The sequence below is a fragment of the Halopseudomonas bauzanensis genome, from assembly GCF_900114735.1.
GTDB classification, from domain to species: Bacteria; Pseudomonadota; Gammaproteobacteria; order Pseudomonadales; family Pseudomonadaceae; genus Halopseudomonas; species Halopseudomonas bauzanensis.
Map to the genome: position 1 here is coordinate 1 of NZ_FOUA01000007.1, position 16,414 is coordinate 16,414.

Here is a 16,414-nt window from a genome sequence, read left to right on the forward strand (position 1 = left end):
TGAGCTAACCAGTACTAATTGCCCGTGTGGCTTGACCATATAACGCCCAAACAATTTGGGCCATGGCCTGACACATTGATTGAACGACAAGCTGGAACGGCACGAGATTACAGTGACCTCCTTGTTAAGCGACTATCACTTTTCCCACCCTTTCGTTGTGTGGACTCAACACCCACCCGACAACCGAATTGCTTGACGACCATAGAGCATTGGAACCACCTGATCCCATTCCGAACTCAGCAGTGAAACGATGCATCGCCGATGGTAGTGTGGGGACTCCCCATGTGAGAGTAGGTCATCGTCAAGCTTCAAATAAGAAACCCCGCCAGCTGGCGGGGTTTTTTTTTGGCCCGAAATCGTCATCTTGCCGTTCGCCTTTTGCGTTGAACTTGCTCCCCAGCTTCTATTCAAACCTGAGAGATCGGTTATGGGAGAAAGCTCGATGATTATCACGTCTTGTACTCCGCCACCAATGATGGAAGGGCTGGATATGAAGATGTTTGTCTCGCCGAAGGACCGTCTGGATTTCTACCGCAAAGAGATTCACCATGAGGCGAACAATTTATCTGCTCGGACCAACGCCTATCTGACTGCCCAATCGTTTCTCGTAATTGCTTATGCCTCGTCGATGGCCAATACGAATCCGGAATGGGGGCCGATATTTACTTTGATAATCCCTCCGATGTTAGCGCTCTTTGGTGTGTTGAGCTCAATGAGTGCTTGGCCGGGGATTCAGGCGGCCTGCGATATTATTAACCACTGGCATCGGAAGCAGACGGATCTTTTGAGCTGCCAGCCAGAAATAGGTCCGGCTTATGACGACGCCCCGCTTTTTTCGAGCTGGGAATCTTCCTACCAGGGACAAAGCAAGGCGCTGATATTCTCCAAGCGAACGCCCTGGCTATTCTCGGCTTTTTGGCTGTTCCTAGGCCTCTTCGCACTGATTATTCAACTTCTGTGAATCTTACGTTGCGATTAGCCTGCCTGATTGTCTGAACAAGCTTAGGGCAGGATAGTCTCTATGGAGTGTCCCGACTTAAATTATGTTCACGTGGAGGTTTACCCCATGAATACAGAATTCGAGGCGTGTATCCGAGCTTGCAACAAGTGTGCGGTCGCATGCGAAACCTGTGCGTCAGCCTGCCTTCAGGAAAACAACGTGGCAATGATGGCTGACTGCATACGTCTGGATAGAGATTGCGCCGATGCATGCCGTATGGCGGCGGCGCTCATGGCGCGCGAAAGTGTTTATGCCGGAGCATTCTGCAATCTGTGTGCGAAAATTTGCGATGATTGCGCAAAAGAGTGCGCCAAACATGATGCAGAACACTGCCAGGACTGCGCTGCGCTGTGCCATGAGTGCGCCGAAGAGTGTCGTCGCATGGCTGCATGAGACGTTCTACAGCAAGGGGCTCATAAAGAACATCAGCCGCTCCAGGGCTCTGGGGGCTTTGCCACGCAAGGCCCAGCGCTCGGGCTGCAGACGTTCGCTGGATATCTCATAACGGCGTAGCAGCGCCCCGATGGAAGTACAGCTATCCGGGGTGAAGAGAGCAACGGTCAGTTCGAAGTTGAGCTGAAAGCTGCGGATATCCAGGTTGACGCTGCCGACCAGTGCCAGCTTCTCATCCATCAACATCGCTTTGGTGTGCAATAGCCCGCCGTCAAACAGCAGGATTTGCACGCCAGCTTCGAGCAGGACGTCAAAATAGGAGCGGCTGGCCCAGCCTACCATCAGAGAGTCGTTCTTGCGCGGCAGCAGCAACTTGACTTCCACACCCCGGTTCGCCGCTTGGCACAATGCTTCCAGTACTGCTTCCGACGGCACGAAATAGGGGGTGCTGATGATGATGCTCTTATTGGCGCGGTAGATGCTCGCCAATACTGTCTGGTTGATCAGGTTACCCAAGCCGGGGCCGGAGGGGATGATCGTCAACCACTGGCTTGGCAAGCCAGCCCTGTCGGCGAGGGAGGGGAAACAACGCTCTCCGGTTTCGACTTCCCAGTCCCAGGCGAATACTTTTGCCAATCCCGCAGCCGCCTCGCCATCCAAACGCAGCATCATGTCAATCCATTGGCCTACTTGCGCTTCCTGCTTGAAATGAGCGGGATCGGCCATGTTCATCGATCCGGTGTAGGCAATCAGGTCATCGATCACGATTAACTTACGATGCAGCCGTAAATCTATCCGCTGGGCCAGAGCGCGGAGCAGGCGAACCGGTAATGCTGGAACCACTTTGATGCCCGCCTGCACCATGGCCGTACGCCAGACAGAACGGAAAAAGCCGCGGCTGCCGGCATGATCGATAAGCAGCTTCACCTCGACACCACGCAGGCTGGCGGCGATCAGCTCCCGGGCTACGTCATCGACCAGCCCGCCCGGATGCCAGATATAGGTTTCCAATACAATGCATTGCTGCGCGTTACGAATATCCTGGATCACACGTGCGAATATGTCTTCGGGGGTGTCGAGAATCTCCAGACCTTCGTAACTGAGCGCGCCGATGCCCACCTGCGTCGTCATCAGGCGGTTGATCGCCAAGCTCAGATCCCCGCCGGGGAGGGGAGAGCTACTGTCCTGAAATTGGGTGGTGAGGTTGGTCAGGTAAGGTTCGACCATGGCGGTGGAGCGAGCCGCACGTTGCCGGCCGAGATTGAGCTCACCAATCAGGAGATACAGCGCTGCGCCGAGAAAAGGCAGGATATAGATGACGAGCAGCCAGGCAAGGGTGACGCTGACCGGACGGCGCTGGGCGATGATGCGAATAGTGACGGAGGCAGTGAGCAGCCAGTAGAACCCCGCCAGAGCCCAGCCGAGGATGCTGTGCAGATAGGAGGTGTCGATCAAAGGCAATTATCCGGTTTTGGCAGTCCAGCCAGCTTGCTGGCTAGTCGGGCGGGGCTGCCCGGGAACAGTGATAATAGATAGAGACTGCTTCCCTTGTCCTTGCCCAGCTCCTGAGCAATGTACTTGACCAGCGGGCGCATGGCGGGGGAGAGCTGGTATTGAGCGTAAAACCGACGCAGAGCATGGATCACTTCGAAGTGAGCTGCTGTCATCTCCAGACCTTCCTGCTCCGCCAAGGCTTGGGCAACATCATCGGACCAGTCTGCGAGATCAACCAGGAACCCGTCCTTGTCGAGCGCCACTTCTCGCCCGTCCACCAACAGGCTCACCAACTCACCACCTTGGCATGCTCCGTACACAAAGCCACCATCATCTGATAGTCGATCACCTCGATGCGGCTGGAAATATCATCCAGAGCGACGCCCCGGCCCAGCAGGTCGCTCTCCAATGTATACAGGCTTACGCTTGCGGGTAGGTATTCCAGTGCATTGCGGCCGGACGTGCCAGGTAACAGCGTATAGACCGCATCTTCAATCAACAATAAGCTCTGGTCGGCATTGATCGCCCGCAGACAACTGGCGAACCGGGAATCGGCATGCGGCGAGTGACGGAGTATGTGCAGCATGGGGGCATCCTATGGACAGGTCAGAGCGTCAGGATCTGATCGTAATGTTCAATTAGCGTGGCAATCTCAGCATTGTTCACAACACGCGCTTCCAACAGGCATTGGCTGGCCTGCAGGCCTCGCTCCCCGAGCGAATGCTGACACACCAGGACATCCTCCACGCCAAATAGCGGTAGGGCTTGCAGGTTCGCGGCCAGCGATTTCTGGCCTATCTGGGCGGCGTCTTGGCCCCGCATCAATTGAAAGACCCCATCGTCCATGAACAGAATACCGCAAGGCACATCAAAAGCGGCTGCGGCAAGCGCCACATCCAGGGCCTCACGGGCGGCGTGCCGAGTGGGGGCATGGCGACTGATGATCAACAGGCTTTTCATGTCAGGTTCCAAAGGTCACGGCTCGATCGGCACTCTGCAGAGCATCTACCCATTGCCCAAGCCCTGATAGTTCCCAGGGGGCAGCGGTATTGGCCGCGGGGCGCTCCCAGCGCTGTGCTTCAGCCTTATCGAGCACGCCACGCCTGAGGGCGGCCGCAATGCAGACGACGGCGTCCAATCGATGCTCGGTAATGAATTGACGCCACTCGGCTGTAATATCCTGCTCATCCTGCGGCTGGACGCCAAGCAGCGAGGCGAGATGAACCGCCTCGCGATAGAAGAATAAATGGCTGATCTGGTGTCCGGAAGACAAAACGGCCCGCGCAAATTCGAGTGCGCTTCGAGCCGCCGGGTCTTGCGGGCCAGCTAACAGGGCAATGGCAAATTTCATGAATCCGACCCAGTGAAAACAAAGAAGGCCCGCCAACTGGCGAGCCTCCGGAGTATAACCAAAACCGCTGAATCAGTCGTTGCTGAAAATGCCCAGCAACTGCAGCAGGCTCAGGAACAGATTGTAGATCGATACGAACAGGGTGATGGTCGCCATGATGTAGTTGTCTTCACCACCATGGATGATGGCGCTGGTCTGGTACAGAATGACCGCGGACGAAAACAGCACAAAGCCCGCAGAAATAGCCAGCTGAAGCCCGCTGATCTGAATGAAGAAGCTGGCGACCACAGCGCACAGCAGGACGACGAAGCCGGCCATGATGAAGCCAGACAGGAAGCTGAAGTCCTTGCGGCTCAGGATCGCATACGCGGACAGACCGAAAAACACCAGCGCTGTCATGCCCAGAGCCATGGTGACCAACTGGCCGCCGTTGGGCAACGACAGGTAGGCATTGAGGATAGGGCCGAGGGTATATCCCAGGAAACCGGTAAAGACGAAGGTGCTGATCAAGCCCCAACCGGAATTGCGCAACTTGGCCGTCAGGAACAGCAGGCCATAAAAGCCGACCAGGGTAATAATCAGACCCGGGTGGGGCAGATTGAGACTCATGGAAGTGAAGGCGACCAGAGCACTGAATGCCAGGGTCATGGCGAGCAGCGAGTAGGTGTTGCGGAACAGCTTGCTGACCTCTACCTCACTTACCCCTGTATGTTGCAGTGTGTTGCGCTGTTGCATTTGCATGGTTCATTGGCTCCAGTGGTTGCAGTACGGACATCCTTCTTCGTGATCATACCCGTTCATATCGACCTGGCAACACCGGCAGGTTCTAAAAACGTTACCTGATGCGTCTTTTTCCATTGACTGCCTACGAGTTTCCGGTAGTATTGCCCGCCGTGGAGGGATGGCAGAGCGGTTGAATGCACCGGTCTTGAAAACCGGCGAAGGTGAAAGCCTTCCCAGGGTTCGAATCCCTGTCCCTCCGCCACATTATGCCCTCAAAGCCCCGCACTCCGGGGCTTTGTTGTTTTTGTGATCTTCTGTACCTCTAATCATCACCGCTTGACCGTTTCCCATCTTTTAAGGGGATACCCAGCTCTTGATATCAGGCTGATGCCAGCTTGCGGATTGCGCCAATGGTGCTCGGCCCATTGAAGGGTTTCACGATCCAACCCTTGACGCCAGCAGCCTTGCCACGCTCCTTCATTTTGGGACAGCTTTCGGTAGTCAACATGATGATGGGCGCTGAGCTGCGCAGTTCACTGCGGGATTTTTCGGCCATGGTCAGACCATCCATATTAGGCATGTTGACGTCGCAGATCACCAGGCGGATATCCTGATGGCGCTTCAACTGCTCCAGCCCTTCACGGCCATCCTGAGCAGTGACCACCTGCAAACCGTTTTGTTGGAGGAAGCCCGCAACATCGTTGCGCACGGTGGCTGAATCATCGACAACCAGAACAAGTGACATGACATTCTCCTGTGAATGCGCTGAATGAATCCAGGTACTGCTTTTGGCCGGTGATGGCCTAGAATAATTCGAGTTCGCCCAGTGCCTGGGGCTCGGGCGTGTTCAACTCCAGTGACGACAGGCTCCATGTTTCACCGACCTGCAGCGGCACCATACAGGCATGCAGGACTATGCCATTGGCATCGACACAGCGTACCGCCAGTGCCGGAGCGCCGTCTTCCTGCAAATAGGCCACGCATCCTAACGGCAGGGCACTGGGGGTCGACATACCCAGTTCGGGGATGCTCTGGCTCAGTTGGCGTTTGAAGGTGCCACACAGGTTATTGGCCAATTCTTGAAGGTGGTCATCGTCCATCGAGGTGGTGGCCTCGGTGTTGTCCGCCGATAGACAGATCAGGCTCCGAAAGTTGTAACCGCTCAAGGTCAACATGATCAGTCGGGCGTCCTCACAGTGCTGCTGGGACATCCAGTCGTCGGTGGATACCGGATGCACGCCACTCAGGCTGGTGACGCAGCCCGATACACTGGTGCTGAGCAGGGTGAGTAGCTGTTCGCTGGTCTGTGCGCTGATCATGGGAATGTACTCAAGCGGCCAGGGAAGATGGTTGCTGCCGCGACTGCTCACTCAGGCGCTCCAGGTTCTGTCGAATATCCTGTATTGCGGTATGTATCATGCGGCTGGCCGCCTGGATATCCTGGAAGGTACCGGTGGTGATCACCGCATTTTGCAGCAGGCGCTGGCGATAACCGTCATTCAGCGCCTCAGAGCGATGCGCCAGTATCCGAACCTCATCGGCAACAATTGCAAACCCGCGCCCATTCTCACCGGCCCGTGCTGCCTCAATGCTGGCATTCAGAGCCAGCAGAATGGTCTGTTTGACGATACCGGTGAACTCCTGGCTTTCACTCTGCATGGCCTGGTTGTGTGCCATGAGTTCATCCAGGCGACCATTCCAGCGATCAAAGGCGTGCACAATCTGCCCGAGCCGATCAATATCGTCACCCAGATCAAGCCACTGCCGATTGAGCTGCTGCGCCTGCTGATACTGCTCCTGCACGGCCTGATAGCGACCGTCCTGCAAGCCATGAGCGTTATCTCGTTCCTTACGAAGGGCTGACAGTTGCTGGTCGTGATCGTGCTGTTGAGCATCAATCTGCTGCAACAGTTGCTGCTCCCGGGTCTTCAGGGACTGCAATTGCGCTGTCTGCTCATGATTGCTGGCCGCCAACGTTGTCAGCTCTGTCAGTACGGTGCGTTGCTTATCCGTCAGGACGATCAAACACCGACGCTGCTGGTAGTAATACCAACCCACCCCAGCCAACAACACGGTCTGCAACAGCAGCAGGGTTACGAGAAACACAGCCGGCACCTCATTGAAATGATCAGGAAGTTTGACAGGCCGTCATGCTAAACAGCGGGTGATGTCACTTTGATGACCGCAAGGGCAAATGATGGCTTATGGCCAATAGGGCGAGCTCCATCAGCCTGTCACGTAGCGGAAATGTAGTGGTATTACTATGCCATCAAATACATGACCTGGTAGCCTGGAAATGACGCCCAATACCGCCGCACTGAGCAGTCCCCACAGCCTGGATAGCAAGACGTCGGGCATGACTGAAAACACTACTGAAGAACGCCGCTTCTATACTCCCGAGGATCGACTGCACCAGCTGCGGGATTACGGTACAGCATCGATCCACCGGGCGCTGGAAACCATTCGTCCGGTGTCCATCGAGAGTGACATGCTGCAGGTGCTGGAAGTGTTTCGTGGCCATCAGCAAGAACACTTTTTTCCTGTTCTTGACTTGGCCGGTACCCCGCTGGGGCTGATCCGCGAGCGGAGTCTGAAGAGCTATGTCTATTCCCGTTACGGTATGGCACTACTGTCCAACCGCGGGCAGCCTCGTCAACTGGACAGTTTCCTGACGTCCTGCCCGAGTGCGGAGATCGACGCCACTATCGAGCAGGTACTGCAGGCCGCCCATGCTGTGCCCGGCACAGAAGGGGTGCTGATTACCGCAGGCGGTCGTTATATTGGTTTCATTCGTGCGTCTGCGCTGGTGGAGATGGCCCACGAGCAGCAGATGGAGATCATTCGTCAGCATAATACCGAGCTGGATCAGAAAAACCGCGAGATCCAGGCTGTCTTGCAAAACATGCGACAGGGGATCTGTACCATTCTGCCGGACTTGACCCTGCACACCGACTTCTCCGCGCATCTGTCCAGTATTCTGGAGCAGGAGGAGCTGGCAGGGGCTGCGCTGATGGATACATTATTCAAGCACAGCGAACTCGGCCCGGACGCCCTGCAGCAGATCGAGGCAGCGTTAATGGCTGTGCTCGAACAGGATGCCTTCATGTTCGACTGCAACGCCCATCTGCTGCCGACAGAAGTCACGGTCACGCTTGCCGGTCAGCGCAAGATTCTCGAGCTGCATTGGAACCCGATGCTGAATGAGCAGGACGAAGTCAGCCGGCTGATGCTGGTCGTACGCGACCTCAGCCGCATGCGCGAACTGCAACAGCAGGCCGATCAACAGCAGCATGAATTGCAGATCCTGAGTGAAATCCTCGCTGCTGGTGAATCACGTTTCACCGCTTTCATGGATGCCAGTGAACAGCAACTGGCTGTTTGCCGACAGTTGCTCGACAGCACTCAGGACGTGATTGCTGATGAGGCCCAGACCATCCTGTACCGCCAACTGCACACCATCAAAGGGAATGCCCGGACTCTGGGGCTGATGGCTGTGACCGACAGCCTGCATGATGCCGAGCAGGTTCTACAGGCCAGCCGTGATTCGGGGGCTGACGTGTCAGTCAGCGCACTGCAACAAGCCTTGCATCAGGTCAGCCATGACTTCAGCCAGTACCACTTGCTCTATACCAGCCGCCTGCAAGGATTTGGCCGCGACCGGGATACGCAGATCGTCAGCAATACTCTATGGCAGCAACTGGAACAACTGGCCAGCCAGCGTCGAGACAGCGAGCTACTGGCGCTACTGCAACAGGCCAGCGGCAGCAACCTCAACGCCATGCTGAGCGCGTTGGGGGAGAGCTTGAGCGGAATTGCCAATGAGCTGGACAAGCCTGCGCCGCAGTTGATCATCGGCCCGGCACTGGCTGATTGTCATCTGAGTAACAAACAAGCCCAACGGCTGAGTGACGCAATGGTGCATATACTGCGTAACTGTCTCGATCATGGTATTGAGCCGGCCGCCGAGCGCCTGGCAATGGGCAAGCCTGGCGCTGGTACTGTTCATGTCGATGGGGGCACAGACGGAAAGTACATCACCTTGCGTGTCAGCGACGATGGACGCGGCCTGGCTTTGCAACGCCTACGTAGCAAAGCTATCGGGGCAGGGCTGTTGCGAGACGATGAAGTAGTCAGCGACGACGAGATTGCTGAGCTTATGTTCCACTCCGGCCTGAGCACCGCGGGGCAAGTGTCCATGGTGTCCGGCCGTGGCGTGGGTATGGATGCAGTACGCAGTGGCCTGGCCGAGATCGGAGGTAGTATCGACTTGGTTTGGGCCGGGGCGGGCAACGACGTTGGCTACCGGCCTTTCAGCCTGGTCATTTGTTTGCCTGAAGCGTGCGGGGGTCTCCCCGTCGCGTAGCCCATGGCTTGGCAGCCCTCCGCCACTTTTCCCCTCCCAAAGCTCCGTTGATCGGGGCTTTGTTGTTTTTGATGGTCCCGTTCCGATACTCCTTCAGCCATTTTCCTGCAAACTAATCTGCACTTACCTCATGACGTCCGGTCAAACCCAACGCACTATTTTCAATCATGAGAAGGAGTCCTTTATGCGACTGACGTACTTGTTGGTTCCTGCCTTTGCTTTGATGCTGGCTGGCTGTGGTCCAGATGACAATGATCGTACCAATGAAGAAAATGCCATGCCGCCATCGGCTGAGCCGCAAAGCAATATGGGGCAGCCTGCGGATGACGGGATGAACAGCACAGCACCTGCGACCGGAACAGACACTACTCAATAAAGGGTAGGCATCTCCGGAGCAACCGCTCCGGAGGCTCTGCTGATGCCTGCTGCTTAAGAGCGCGAATAGCACCTATACTGTAAGCTGTTTGCGGCAGGAAGCATAAATGGGCGAAATCGGTAGAGTTGAAAGCGAGCCGGCTATGGCACGACCATCAGGCCCGCTCTGGATTGCAGTCTCGGTTCTGGTGCTCATTCTCATGGCGTACTGTTGGCTGCTGATTGAGAACCAACGATCGCAGCTGGCTTATGCCGAGCAGCAGTTGGAGTTGCGGGCAGAGCAGACCTCCGAAGCACTGGCGATGCAGATCCACGTGTTGATGGCTGGCCTGGACTACCTGGGTGATAGCCTGGTCGCGCAATATCTTGATGGCCTGGATCAGTTTGATGCGGCGGTCAGAACCGCCATCGATACCTATGAAGATGGCACCATCCTTCAGGTATCGGTGGCTGACTCTACCGGAGAGATTATTTACAGCACTCTGGCACCCTCAGGAGGAAACGCACAGACGCCGATCTCGATCGCCAACCGGGAGCATTTTCGCGTACATGCCGAAGGGCGTGCGCCAGCATCGGGGCTGTATATCAGTGATCCGGTGCTTGGGCGTTTATCAGGCAAATGGTCCATTCAGTTCGCACAGCCGTTGCGGAGTGAAGGTGTATTTGCCGGTGTTTTGGTGGTATCGGTATCGCCTACCTTTATTTCTCGCTATTTCCAGAAAGTCTTCCCCATACTGGCAGTGACGTTGCGCTGTTGTTTAATGAGCGCAGCTATTATCTGGCTCGCTCAACCCGGCAGGACGAGATCATAGGGAACCAGGTATCCGGTGCGTTGCAGGCCAGCATGGCCACGGGGGCGGGTGGTGGCAAATACCGCTTGGCTCCCGCCTGGGATGGTATCAATCGTGATTATGCCTGGCGCTGGGTCGATGACTATCCGCTCGCGATCAGCGTCGGCCTGGATCGAGAGACGGCGCTGTCACCGGTTACTGACCGTTTCACCAAGAGCCGGTTCTGGACTGCGGTCAGCACGCTGGCAATTCTCCTGGCGGCGCTATCAATCGCCGTGCTGATGGGGCGACTGCGTTTCGAACAGCGGAATCTGGCTTGGAACGAGGAGCGTTTGAGCCGGTTGTTAGCCCAAGTGCCCGGCGCGGTTTATCAATTCCGTCGATGGCCTGATGGCACGTCCGAGATGGTGTATATCAGCCAGGGTATCGAGACTTTGATTGGACTCTCGCCCGCACAGGTAATCAAGGATCTGCCTGAGATATTCGACATCATCCACCCGGAAGACCGGCCCGAGGCGATTGCTCTTATTGCCGAGTCGGCTGCACAACTGACCCCTTGGGACATCAAGTTCAGACTGTTATTCCCCAATGGCGAAATCCGCTGGGTTGCTGGTTATGCCAACCCGCAGCCGGACGTCGCCGGCAGCGTTCTCTGGCATGGCTATATTCACGATATAAGCCGCCAGCATGCGATCAATGACAGATTGCGCGACAGCACGGCGCGGCTGCGCCTGACCATCGATGCGGTACATGACGGGCTCTGGGAATGGCATCTGGTGGATGACACCCTGTATTTCGATGAGCGTTGCATGCGGATGCTGGGGCATGAGCACGATGACCGCGCAACGACTTTCGCGCATTGGTACGAACAGGTGCACCCTAACGACAGAGCTTCTCTGGATAAGGTGATCAATGAGGTTTCCAGGGGAGAAATGTTCCGTCTGGAGTTGCGTCTTCGTACAGCCACCGGCGATTGGTTGTGGACTGAAATCCGGGGCAGGGCGGTGGAGGACGAGAAAGGCAAGCGGGTACTCGGCACGCAGAGCGATATCAGCCAGCGAGTGACAGAAGCCCAGCTGCGTAACGCCTTGCTGGATAATAACGCCGCGGCCATTTTGCTCGTGGGGCCGGATCACCGGATACGCCTGGCCAACCGCCGGGCGAAGGAGCTATTTGCCGGTGGGCGCCCACTAAAACGTATTCCTTTCCGTCAGCTACAGGGCGGTGAAGAAGGTGCTGACGACTTGTTGGAACAGGTTGAACTGCTGCGTCAGAACAAAGGCGCAGTAGAGGCGGAGCATCCCTTCCCTGATGCCAATGGCCAGCTTCATTGGTTCAGCATCCACGGCACGCTGCTTGATGCTGAGCGGCCCGATGGAGACATTATCTGGACTCTCATCGACATCACCGAGCGTCGACAGATGGAAATCGCGCTTTCCGCCGCTCGCGTCCGCCTGATCGAGGTAATCAAGCATTTCCCCGGCGGCGTATTGCTGGAAAATGCCGATGGCAAAATTCTGGTCGTCAACCAGGCTCTCTGTGATCTGTTTGGTCTGGAGATGCCGCCCGACTCGCTCACCGGTACCGAACGAGGCCGCTTTTACCAGTTGCTCGATCTGCAGTCGGAAGCGGCTCCGCCTGAGGAGAGACGCGAGGGTAATCGACGCATCAGCGAGCTGATCATGGCGGATGGGCGCACACTGCAGATCAATCAGATCCCCATCCGGATCAAGGATACCGATGCCGGAAAACTCTGGATCGTCACAGACATAACCGAGCGGCGGGAGCATGAGCGCAATCTGGAGCGGCTGGCGGCAACCGATCCCTTGACCGGGTTGGCAAACCGGCGAGCGTTTCTGCAAGGTATGGAGCGGGAACTTCGTCGCGCTGGGCAGGGGCTTGCTGATGGCGCGCTGCTGGTTCTGGATCTGGATCATTTCAAGAGTATCAATGATACCTACGGTCACGCGGCAGGGGACAAGGTGCTGATACATCTGGCGCAACTGATGCGCAGTATGCTGCGGCAGAACGATATCGCGGGCCGCCTGGGTGGAGAGGAGTTCGCCGTGTTGTTGCCCGATGCCGGGCATGAGCGTGCCCTGGCTATCGCGGAGCGCCTGCGCCTGGCTATCGAGCGCAGCGCCATTGAGCATGAAGGCAGCATTATTGTTGCCACTGCGAGTATCGGCCTGGCGTCGCTGCAGGGTGAGGTGGATGAGATCTTTACGCTGGCGGATGAAGCGCTGTACCGGGCAAAAAATGAAGGTCGCAATCGCACGGTGTATGCCGCTAACCCGGATGGCTGACCACCCAGCCTCGACGATATTTCTCCTGTTTATACCAAAGTCTTAGTCTCGTTCTGCTCATCCTAATGCTAGTTTTAAGCTGCAATATAAAAACAACAATAGGAGACAGTCATGTCTTTATCCAAAGAAGACGCAGCCCGAGCCTACTGGAAGGAGAACCTGCGGTTGATGATCACCTTGTTGGTCATCTGGTTCGTCGTATCTTTCTGCGCAGGCATTCTGTTCGTAGATGCACTCAATCAAATCCAGTTTTTTGGTTTTCCACTTGGTTTCTGGTTTGCCCAGCAAGGCGCCATCTATGGCTTCCTGGTGCTGATCCTGATCTACGTGTTGAAGATGAACAAACTTGATCGCAAGTACGACCTCCACGAAGAATAACAATCAGGAGCCTTGCATATGGAAACCCAAACGCTGATTTATCTTATGGTGGGGGCGACTTTTTCGCTGTATATAGCCATCGCGATCTGGACCCGCGCTGGCAGTACCAGCGAGTATTACGTCGCCAGCAAAGGCGTTCATCCCATCGCCAACGGCATGGCAACCGGGGCTGACTGGATGTCGGCGGCCTCTTTCATCTCCATGGCGGGTATCATCTCGTTCACCGGTTACGACGGTAGTGTGTATCTGATGGGCTGGACGGGTGGTTACGTGCTGCTGGCGATGTGTCTCGCCCCCTATCTGCGCAAGTTCGGCCGGTATACGGTGCCGGAGTTCGTCGGTACTCGTTATTACTCGCAAACGGCACGGGTGGTAGCGGTGATTTGTGTGATCTTCATCTCCTTCACCTATGTGGCGGGTCAGATGCGCGGGGTAGGTATTGTCTTCTCCCGTTATCTGGAGATCGATATCAACATGGGCGTCATCATCGGCATGGCCATCGTGTTCTTCTACTCCGTGCTGGGCGGGATGAAGGGCATTACCTATACGCAGGTGGCGCAGTACTGCGTGATGATCTTTGCCTATATGGTCCCGGCTATCTACATTTCCATCCTGATCACGGGCAACCCCATTCCGCAGTTCGGTTTTGGTGACACCGTGACCGGCACCGATACCTCGGTGCTGGATCGTCTTAATGGTCTTGGTGCAGAGCTAGGTTTTACTTCTTACACCGACGGCACCAAGTCCACCATCGACGTGTTCGCCATCACCATGGCCTTGATGGTAGGTACAGCGGGTCTGCCCCATGTGATTGTCCGGTTCTTCACCACACCAACGGTTCGTGATGCCCGTAAATCAGCAGGTTACGCTCTGTTGTTCATCGCAATTCTGTACACCACTGCTCCTGCCGTAGCTGCCTTTGCCCGCATCAACCTGCTGACCAACGTGCCTGGCGTGGCTTATGAAGAGGCTCCGCAATGGATCAAGACGTGGGAGAACGCCGGACTGATTGCGTGGCAGGACAAGAACGGTGACGGTGTCATTCAGTACGGTGCAGGTGCTCCTTTTGCTGGCGCTCCGCAGTTTACCAATGAGCGTGGTGCGAACGGGGAGCGGCTGATAAGCAACGCCCCGACCGAAGCGGAAACTGAACTGTATGTGGACCGTGACATCATGGTTCTGGCCAATCCCGAGATTGCCAACCTGCCAGGCTGGGTGGTGGCCCTGATTGCCGCTGGTGGTCTGGCCGCGGCGCTGTCTACTGCGGCAGGTCTATTGCTGGTTATTTCGACTTCCATCTCGCATGACCTGCTCAAGAGTAATTTCAAGAAGGATATCAGCGAGAAGGGCGAGCTATTGGCAGCGCGCGTTGCGGCGGGGGTCGCGGTGATCGTCGCCGGCCTGTTCGGGATTTACCCACCAGCCTTCGTGGCGCAGGTGGTGGCTTTTGCCTTCGGTCTGGCGGCGGCGTCCTTCTTCCCGGTCATTGTGATGGGCATCTTCTCCAAGAGGATGAACAAGGAAGGTGCGATTGCCGGTATGGCGGTGGGTCTGGTCTTTACCTTCAGTTATATCGTGTTCTTCAAATTCATCAGTCCTGAGCTGGATACCGCTGAACACTGGTGGTTCGGTATCTCGCCAGAAGGGATCGGTACCTTGGGAATGATCTTCAACTTCATCGCGTCTGTCGCTGTAGCCTCGGTTACCAAGGCGCCGCCGGAGGAGATTCAGCACCTGATCGAAGATATCCGTGTGCCCCGTGGAGCAGGAGGTGCCATCGCTCACTGATGTAATCTGAGCTGGAAGAAAAAGGCCCCGGTTGGAAGCAACCGGGGCCTTTTCTTTTACCGCCTGAAGGATCAGAAGCGGTGGGTTACCTGCACACCGGCGCCGTGGGCGCTGTTGCGATATTCGGCGGCGTACTGGGTGCCTGTTGCGTGGTTGGTCTGGTTTACCCGTCCTTTGCTTTCGCGCAGGTAGGCGTAAGCGAAGTCCAGGGTCCAGTCTTGGTCGATATTCCAGCCTGCGCCCAGCGATACGATCTTACGGTTGCTCACCGGAATGCGCACGGTGCGATCAGCGTTGCTGGTGGGGGACTCGTCAAGAGTGAAGCCGCTGCGCAGTACCCAAGATGGGTTGAGCTGATAGGCAACACCGATGGCATAGGACCAGGTGTCGTCCCAGTTCAGGTCTTCACTTACTTCGGAAAAGCCCGGTAGAGGCTGCTTGAGCTCCGCTACGATGCTATCCAGCTGGCTCCAGCGGGTCCAGGTGGCACCGGCATACAGAGTCCATTTGTCGTTGGCCTTGTAAGTGACCGACGTGTCAGCCGACTCGGGCGAGGTGAAATCCAGAGTGGCCTTGTGGCTGCCATTGGCCGGCATGGGCGCAACCGGAGGGAAGCCGGTGTTACGGATCCGTCCTTCCAGTTCGTATTCCACCTTGGAGTGATAGGTGAAGCCCCAGGCCAGGCGGTCGGTTATATCTACCAGAATACCCGCATTGAAGCCGTAGCCGATATCATCACCCTTGATGTTTACCTCAGCGGGGGAGCCAAGGACCGCGATGGGGTTGCTGGTCAGCTTGCCGTCGATCTTGTTGATGGTTGGGCCGAAACCGACGGCTACGCGATCATTGATACGGTAGCTGAGTGTCGGCTGCAGTGTCATCACCTGCACTTTGCTGTAGAGACCGAGATCCCGGCCCTGAGAAGTGCTTTCATAATCGCTGATCACACCGAACGGGACATAGAGGCCAAGGCCGAAATGCCACTTGTCGTTGAGGGGGCGAACATAATAGGCGAACGGAACAGCTGCCTCGGGCGCGATATCACCCTTGTTGGTGCCCTGGACAAGATTCGTACCAGTGGCAGGGTTTGGACTGGCAGCGTCGATATCGGTGCTGGCTTTGATTGCCGCAAAACCACCACTGATCTCGGCGCGATCCAGGCGCGACATACCCGCCGGATTACCAAACACGGTACTGGCATCCTGGGCGGAGGAGGAGCGGCCAGCGAAACCGGTACCCATGCCGCTGACGCTTTGCTCGTTGATGGCCAACCCGTTGGCCATCAACTGGCAGGAGGCACTGGCTACGGCTACGGCCAGGGTGGTTTTGAACCAAGCGTGTTTGATCATCGGGTACTCCTGTTGACTTTGTTGGAGGCGCGGAAACTAGCAGGAAAGAAACCGTATCGCTATGGGTTATGTCCTGAATTTCCGATAATTCACGTTAAAAAAC

The 16,414-nt window shown here is 56.4% G+C and carries 18 protein-coding genes, 1 tRNA gene and 1 rRNA gene; 10 read left to right on the plus strand and 10 right to left on the minus strand.

The genetic code is table 11. The features are described from left to right. Positions 1 to 191 precede the first annotated feature (191 nt). The 3 genes from rrf (at position 192) to BM267_RS14020 (ending at position 1,393) form a co-directional block, all read left to right on the plus strand. Positions 192 to 307 (plus strand): 5S ribosomal RNA (gene rrf, locus BM267_RS14010). Between the two features lie 183 nt (positions 308 to 490). Then, positions 491 to 961 carry a hypothetical protein gene (locus tag BM267_RS14015; RefSeq protein WP_407920286.1) on the plus strand — a complete coding sequence of 157 codons (471 nt, stop codon included), beginning with the start codon at positions 491 to 493 and terminating at the stop codon, positions 959 to 961. A 105-nt stretch (positions 962 to 1,066) separates the two neighbouring features. Beyond that, a complete protein-coding gene (locus BM267_RS14020) occupies positions 1,067 to 1,393 on the plus strand; it encodes a four-helix bundle copper-binding protein (protein ID WP_074781228.1) in 327 nt (108 codons plus the stop codon). A 6-nt stretch (positions 1,394 to 1,399) separates the two neighbouring features. Here the strand turns inward: BM267_RS14020 and cls are convergent, their stop codons facing one another. From cls to BM267_RS14050, 6 genes are all read right to left on the minus strand, one after another. Next, a complete protein-coding gene (cls, locus tag BM267_RS14025; RefSeq protein WP_051610900.1) occupies positions 1,400 to 2,848 on the minus strand; it encodes a cardiolipin synthase in 1,449 nt (482 codons plus the stop codon). Further along, complete coding sequence (locus tag BM267_RS14030) at positions 2,845 to 3,177, minus strand: TusE/DsrC/DsvC family sulfur relay protein (protein ID WP_036989979.1); 333 nt, start codon at positions 3,175 to 3,177, stop codon at positions 2,845 to 2,847. Before BM267_RS14030 ends, cls begins: the two co-directional genes overlap by 4 nt. After that, positions 3,174 to 3,473, minus strand: a complete 300-nt coding sequence (gene tusB / locus BM267_RS14035) for a sulfurtransferase complex subunit TusB (RefSeq protein ID WP_036989978.1) — start codon at positions 3,471 to 3,473, stop codon at positions 3,174 to 3,176. Before tusB ends, BM267_RS14030 begins: the two co-directional genes overlap by 4 nt. 20 nt (positions 3,474 to 3,493) lie before the next feature. Beyond that, a complete protein-coding gene (gene tusC / locus BM267_RS14040; RefSeq protein WP_074781141.1) occupies positions 3,494 to 3,847 on the minus strand; it encodes a sulfurtransferase complex subunit TusC in 354 nt (117 codons plus the stop codon). A 1-nt stretch (position 3,848) separates the two neighbouring features. Next, positions 3,849 to 4,238 (minus strand): sulfurtransferase complex subunit TusD, encoded by a 390-nt coding sequence (tusD, locus tag BM267_RS14045; protein ID WP_036990383.1) that lies wholly within the window; start codon positions 4,236 to 4,238, stop codon positions 3,849 to 3,851. A 72-nt stretch (positions 4,239 to 4,310) separates the two neighbouring features. Next, entirely contained in the window at positions 4,311 to 4,973 is a 663-nt protein-coding gene (locus tag BM267_RS14050) for a Bax inhibitor-1/YccA family protein (protein ID WP_036989975.1), read from the minus strand. Between the two features lie 160 nt (positions 4,974 to 5,133). Here BM267_RS14050 and BM267_RS14055 point away from each other — a divergent pair. After that, positions 5,134 to 5,223 (plus strand) — tRNA-Ser (locus BM267_RS14055). Positions 5,224 to 5,340: 117 nt separating this feature from the next. Here the strand turns inward: BM267_RS14055 and BM267_RS14060 are convergent. Genes BM267_RS14060 through BM267_RS16905 form a run of 3 tightly spaced genes read right to left on the minus strand, consistent with a single transcriptional unit; the run spans position 5,341 to position 7,067 of the window. Next, positions 5,341 to 5,706, minus strand: a complete 366-nt coding sequence (locus BM267_RS14060) for a response regulator (protein ID WP_074781143.1) — start codon at positions 5,704 to 5,706, stop codon at positions 5,341 to 5,343. A 58-nt stretch (positions 5,707 to 5,764) separates the two neighbouring features. Further along, positions 5,765 to 6,331, minus strand: a complete 567-nt coding sequence (locus tag BM267_RS14065; protein WP_143063083.1) for a hypothetical protein — start codon at positions 6,329 to 6,331, stop codon at positions 5,765 to 5,767. After that, positions 6,291 to 7,067 carry a methyl-accepting chemotaxis protein gene (locus BM267_RS16905; RefSeq protein WP_074781147.1) on the minus strand — a complete coding sequence of 259 codons (777 nt, stop codon included), beginning with the start codon at positions 7,065 to 7,067 and terminating at the stop codon, positions 6,291 to 6,293. Before BM267_RS16905 ends, BM267_RS14065 begins: the two co-directional genes overlap by 41 nt. Positions 7,068 to 7,257: 190 nt before the next feature. Between BM267_RS16905 and BM267_RS14075 the strand changes: the two genes are divergently transcribed. The 6 genes from BM267_RS14075 (at position 7,258) to BM267_RS14100 (ending at position 14,962) form a co-directional block, all read left to right on the plus strand. After that, positions 7,258 to 9,324, plus strand: a complete 2,067-nt coding sequence (locus BM267_RS14075; protein ID WP_074781149.1) for an ATP-binding protein — start codon at positions 7,258 to 7,260, stop codon at positions 9,322 to 9,324. A gap of 184 nt (positions 9,325 to 9,508) precedes the next feature. Continuing rightward, positions 9,509 to 9,700, plus strand: a complete 192-nt coding sequence (locus tag BM267_RS14080; protein ID WP_074781151.1) for a hypothetical protein — start codon at positions 9,509 to 9,511, stop codon at positions 9,698 to 9,700. 106 nt (positions 9,701 to 9,806) lie between these two features. Beyond that, positions 9,807 to 10,511: a PDC sensor domain-containing protein gene (locus BM267_RS14085; protein WP_074781152.1), complete on the plus strand. Its 705-nt coding sequence runs from the start codon at positions 9,807 to 9,809 to the stop codon at positions 10,509 to 10,511. After that, complete coding sequence (locus tag BM267_RS14090) at positions 10,454 to 12,796, plus strand: diguanylate cyclase (RefSeq protein WP_143063084.1); 2,343 nt, start codon at positions 10,454 to 10,456, stop codon at positions 12,794 to 12,796. Before BM267_RS14085 ends, BM267_RS14090 begins: the two co-directional genes overlap by 58 nt. A gap of 111 nt (positions 12,797 to 12,907) precedes the next feature. After that, positions 12,908 to 13,174: a DUF4212 domain-containing protein gene (locus tag BM267_RS14095; RefSeq protein ID WP_036989967.1), complete on the plus strand. Its 267-nt coding sequence runs from the start codon at positions 12,908 to 12,910 to the stop codon at positions 13,172 to 13,174. 18 nt (positions 13,175 to 13,192) lie between these two features. Then, positions 13,193 to 14,962, plus strand: coding sequence for a sodium:solute symporter family protein (locus BM267_RS14100; RefSeq protein ID WP_074781156.1), 1,770 nt, complete (start codon positions 13,193 to 13,195; stop codon positions 14,960 to 14,962). A gap of 71 nt (positions 14,963 to 15,033) precedes the next feature. Here the strand turns inward: BM267_RS14100 and BM267_RS14105 are convergent, their stop codons facing one another. Then, the gene (locus tag BM267_RS14105) at positions 15,034 to 16,308 is read right to left on the minus strand and encodes an OmpP1/FadL family transporter (protein ID WP_074781229.1); all 1,275 of its coding nucleotides are present in this window, start codon (positions 16,306 to 16,308) and stop codon (positions 15,034 to 15,036) included. Between the last annotated feature and the right edge of the window lie 106 nt (positions 16,309 to 16,414).

Coding starts and splice junctions, on each gene's coding strand:
- BM267_RS14050 (WP_036989975.1), bottom strand. CDS start 4,973: ATGCAACAGCGCAACACACTGCAACATACAGGGGTAAGTGAGGTAGAG.
- BM267_RS14015 (WP_407920286.1), top strand. CDS start 491: ATGAAGATGTTTGTCTCGCCGAAGGACCGTCTGGATTTCTACCGCAAA.
- BM267_RS14060 (WP_074781143.1), bottom strand. CDS start 5,706: ATGTCACTTGTTCTGGTTGTCGATGATTCAGCCACCGTGCGCAACGAT.
- tusB (WP_036989978.1), bottom strand. CDS start 3,473: ATGCTGCACATACTCCGTCACTCGCCGCATGCCGATTCCCGGTTCGCC.
- BM267_RS14100 (WP_074781156.1), top strand. CDS start 13,193: ATGGAAACCCAAACGCTGATTTATCTTATGGTGGGGGCGACTTTTTCG.
- BM267_RS14085 (WP_074781152.1), top strand. CDS start 9,807: ATGGGCGAAATCGGTAGAGTTGAAAGCGAGCCGGCTATGGCACGACCA.
- BM267_RS14075 (WP_074781149.1), top strand. CDS start 7,258: ATGACGCCCAATACCGCCGCACTGAGCAGTCCCCACAGCCTGGATAGC.
- tusC (WP_074781141.1), bottom strand. CDS start 3,847: ATGAAAAGCCTGTTGATCATCAGTCGCCATGCCCCCACTCGGCACGCC.
- tusD (WP_036990383.1), bottom strand. CDS start 4,238: ATGAAATTTGCCATTGCCCTGTTAGCTGGCCCGCAAGACCCGGCGGCT.
- BM267_RS14020 (WP_074781228.1), top strand. CDS start 1,067: ATGAATACAGAATTCGAGGCGTGTATCCGAGCTTGCAACAAGTGTGCG.
- BM267_RS14080 (WP_074781151.1), top strand. CDS start 9,509: ATGCGACTGACGTACTTGTTGGTTCCTGCCTTTGCTTTGATGCTGGCT.
- BM267_RS14095 (WP_036989967.1), top strand. CDS start 12,908: ATGTCTTTATCCAAAGAAGACGCAGCCCGAGCCTACTGGAAGGAGAAC.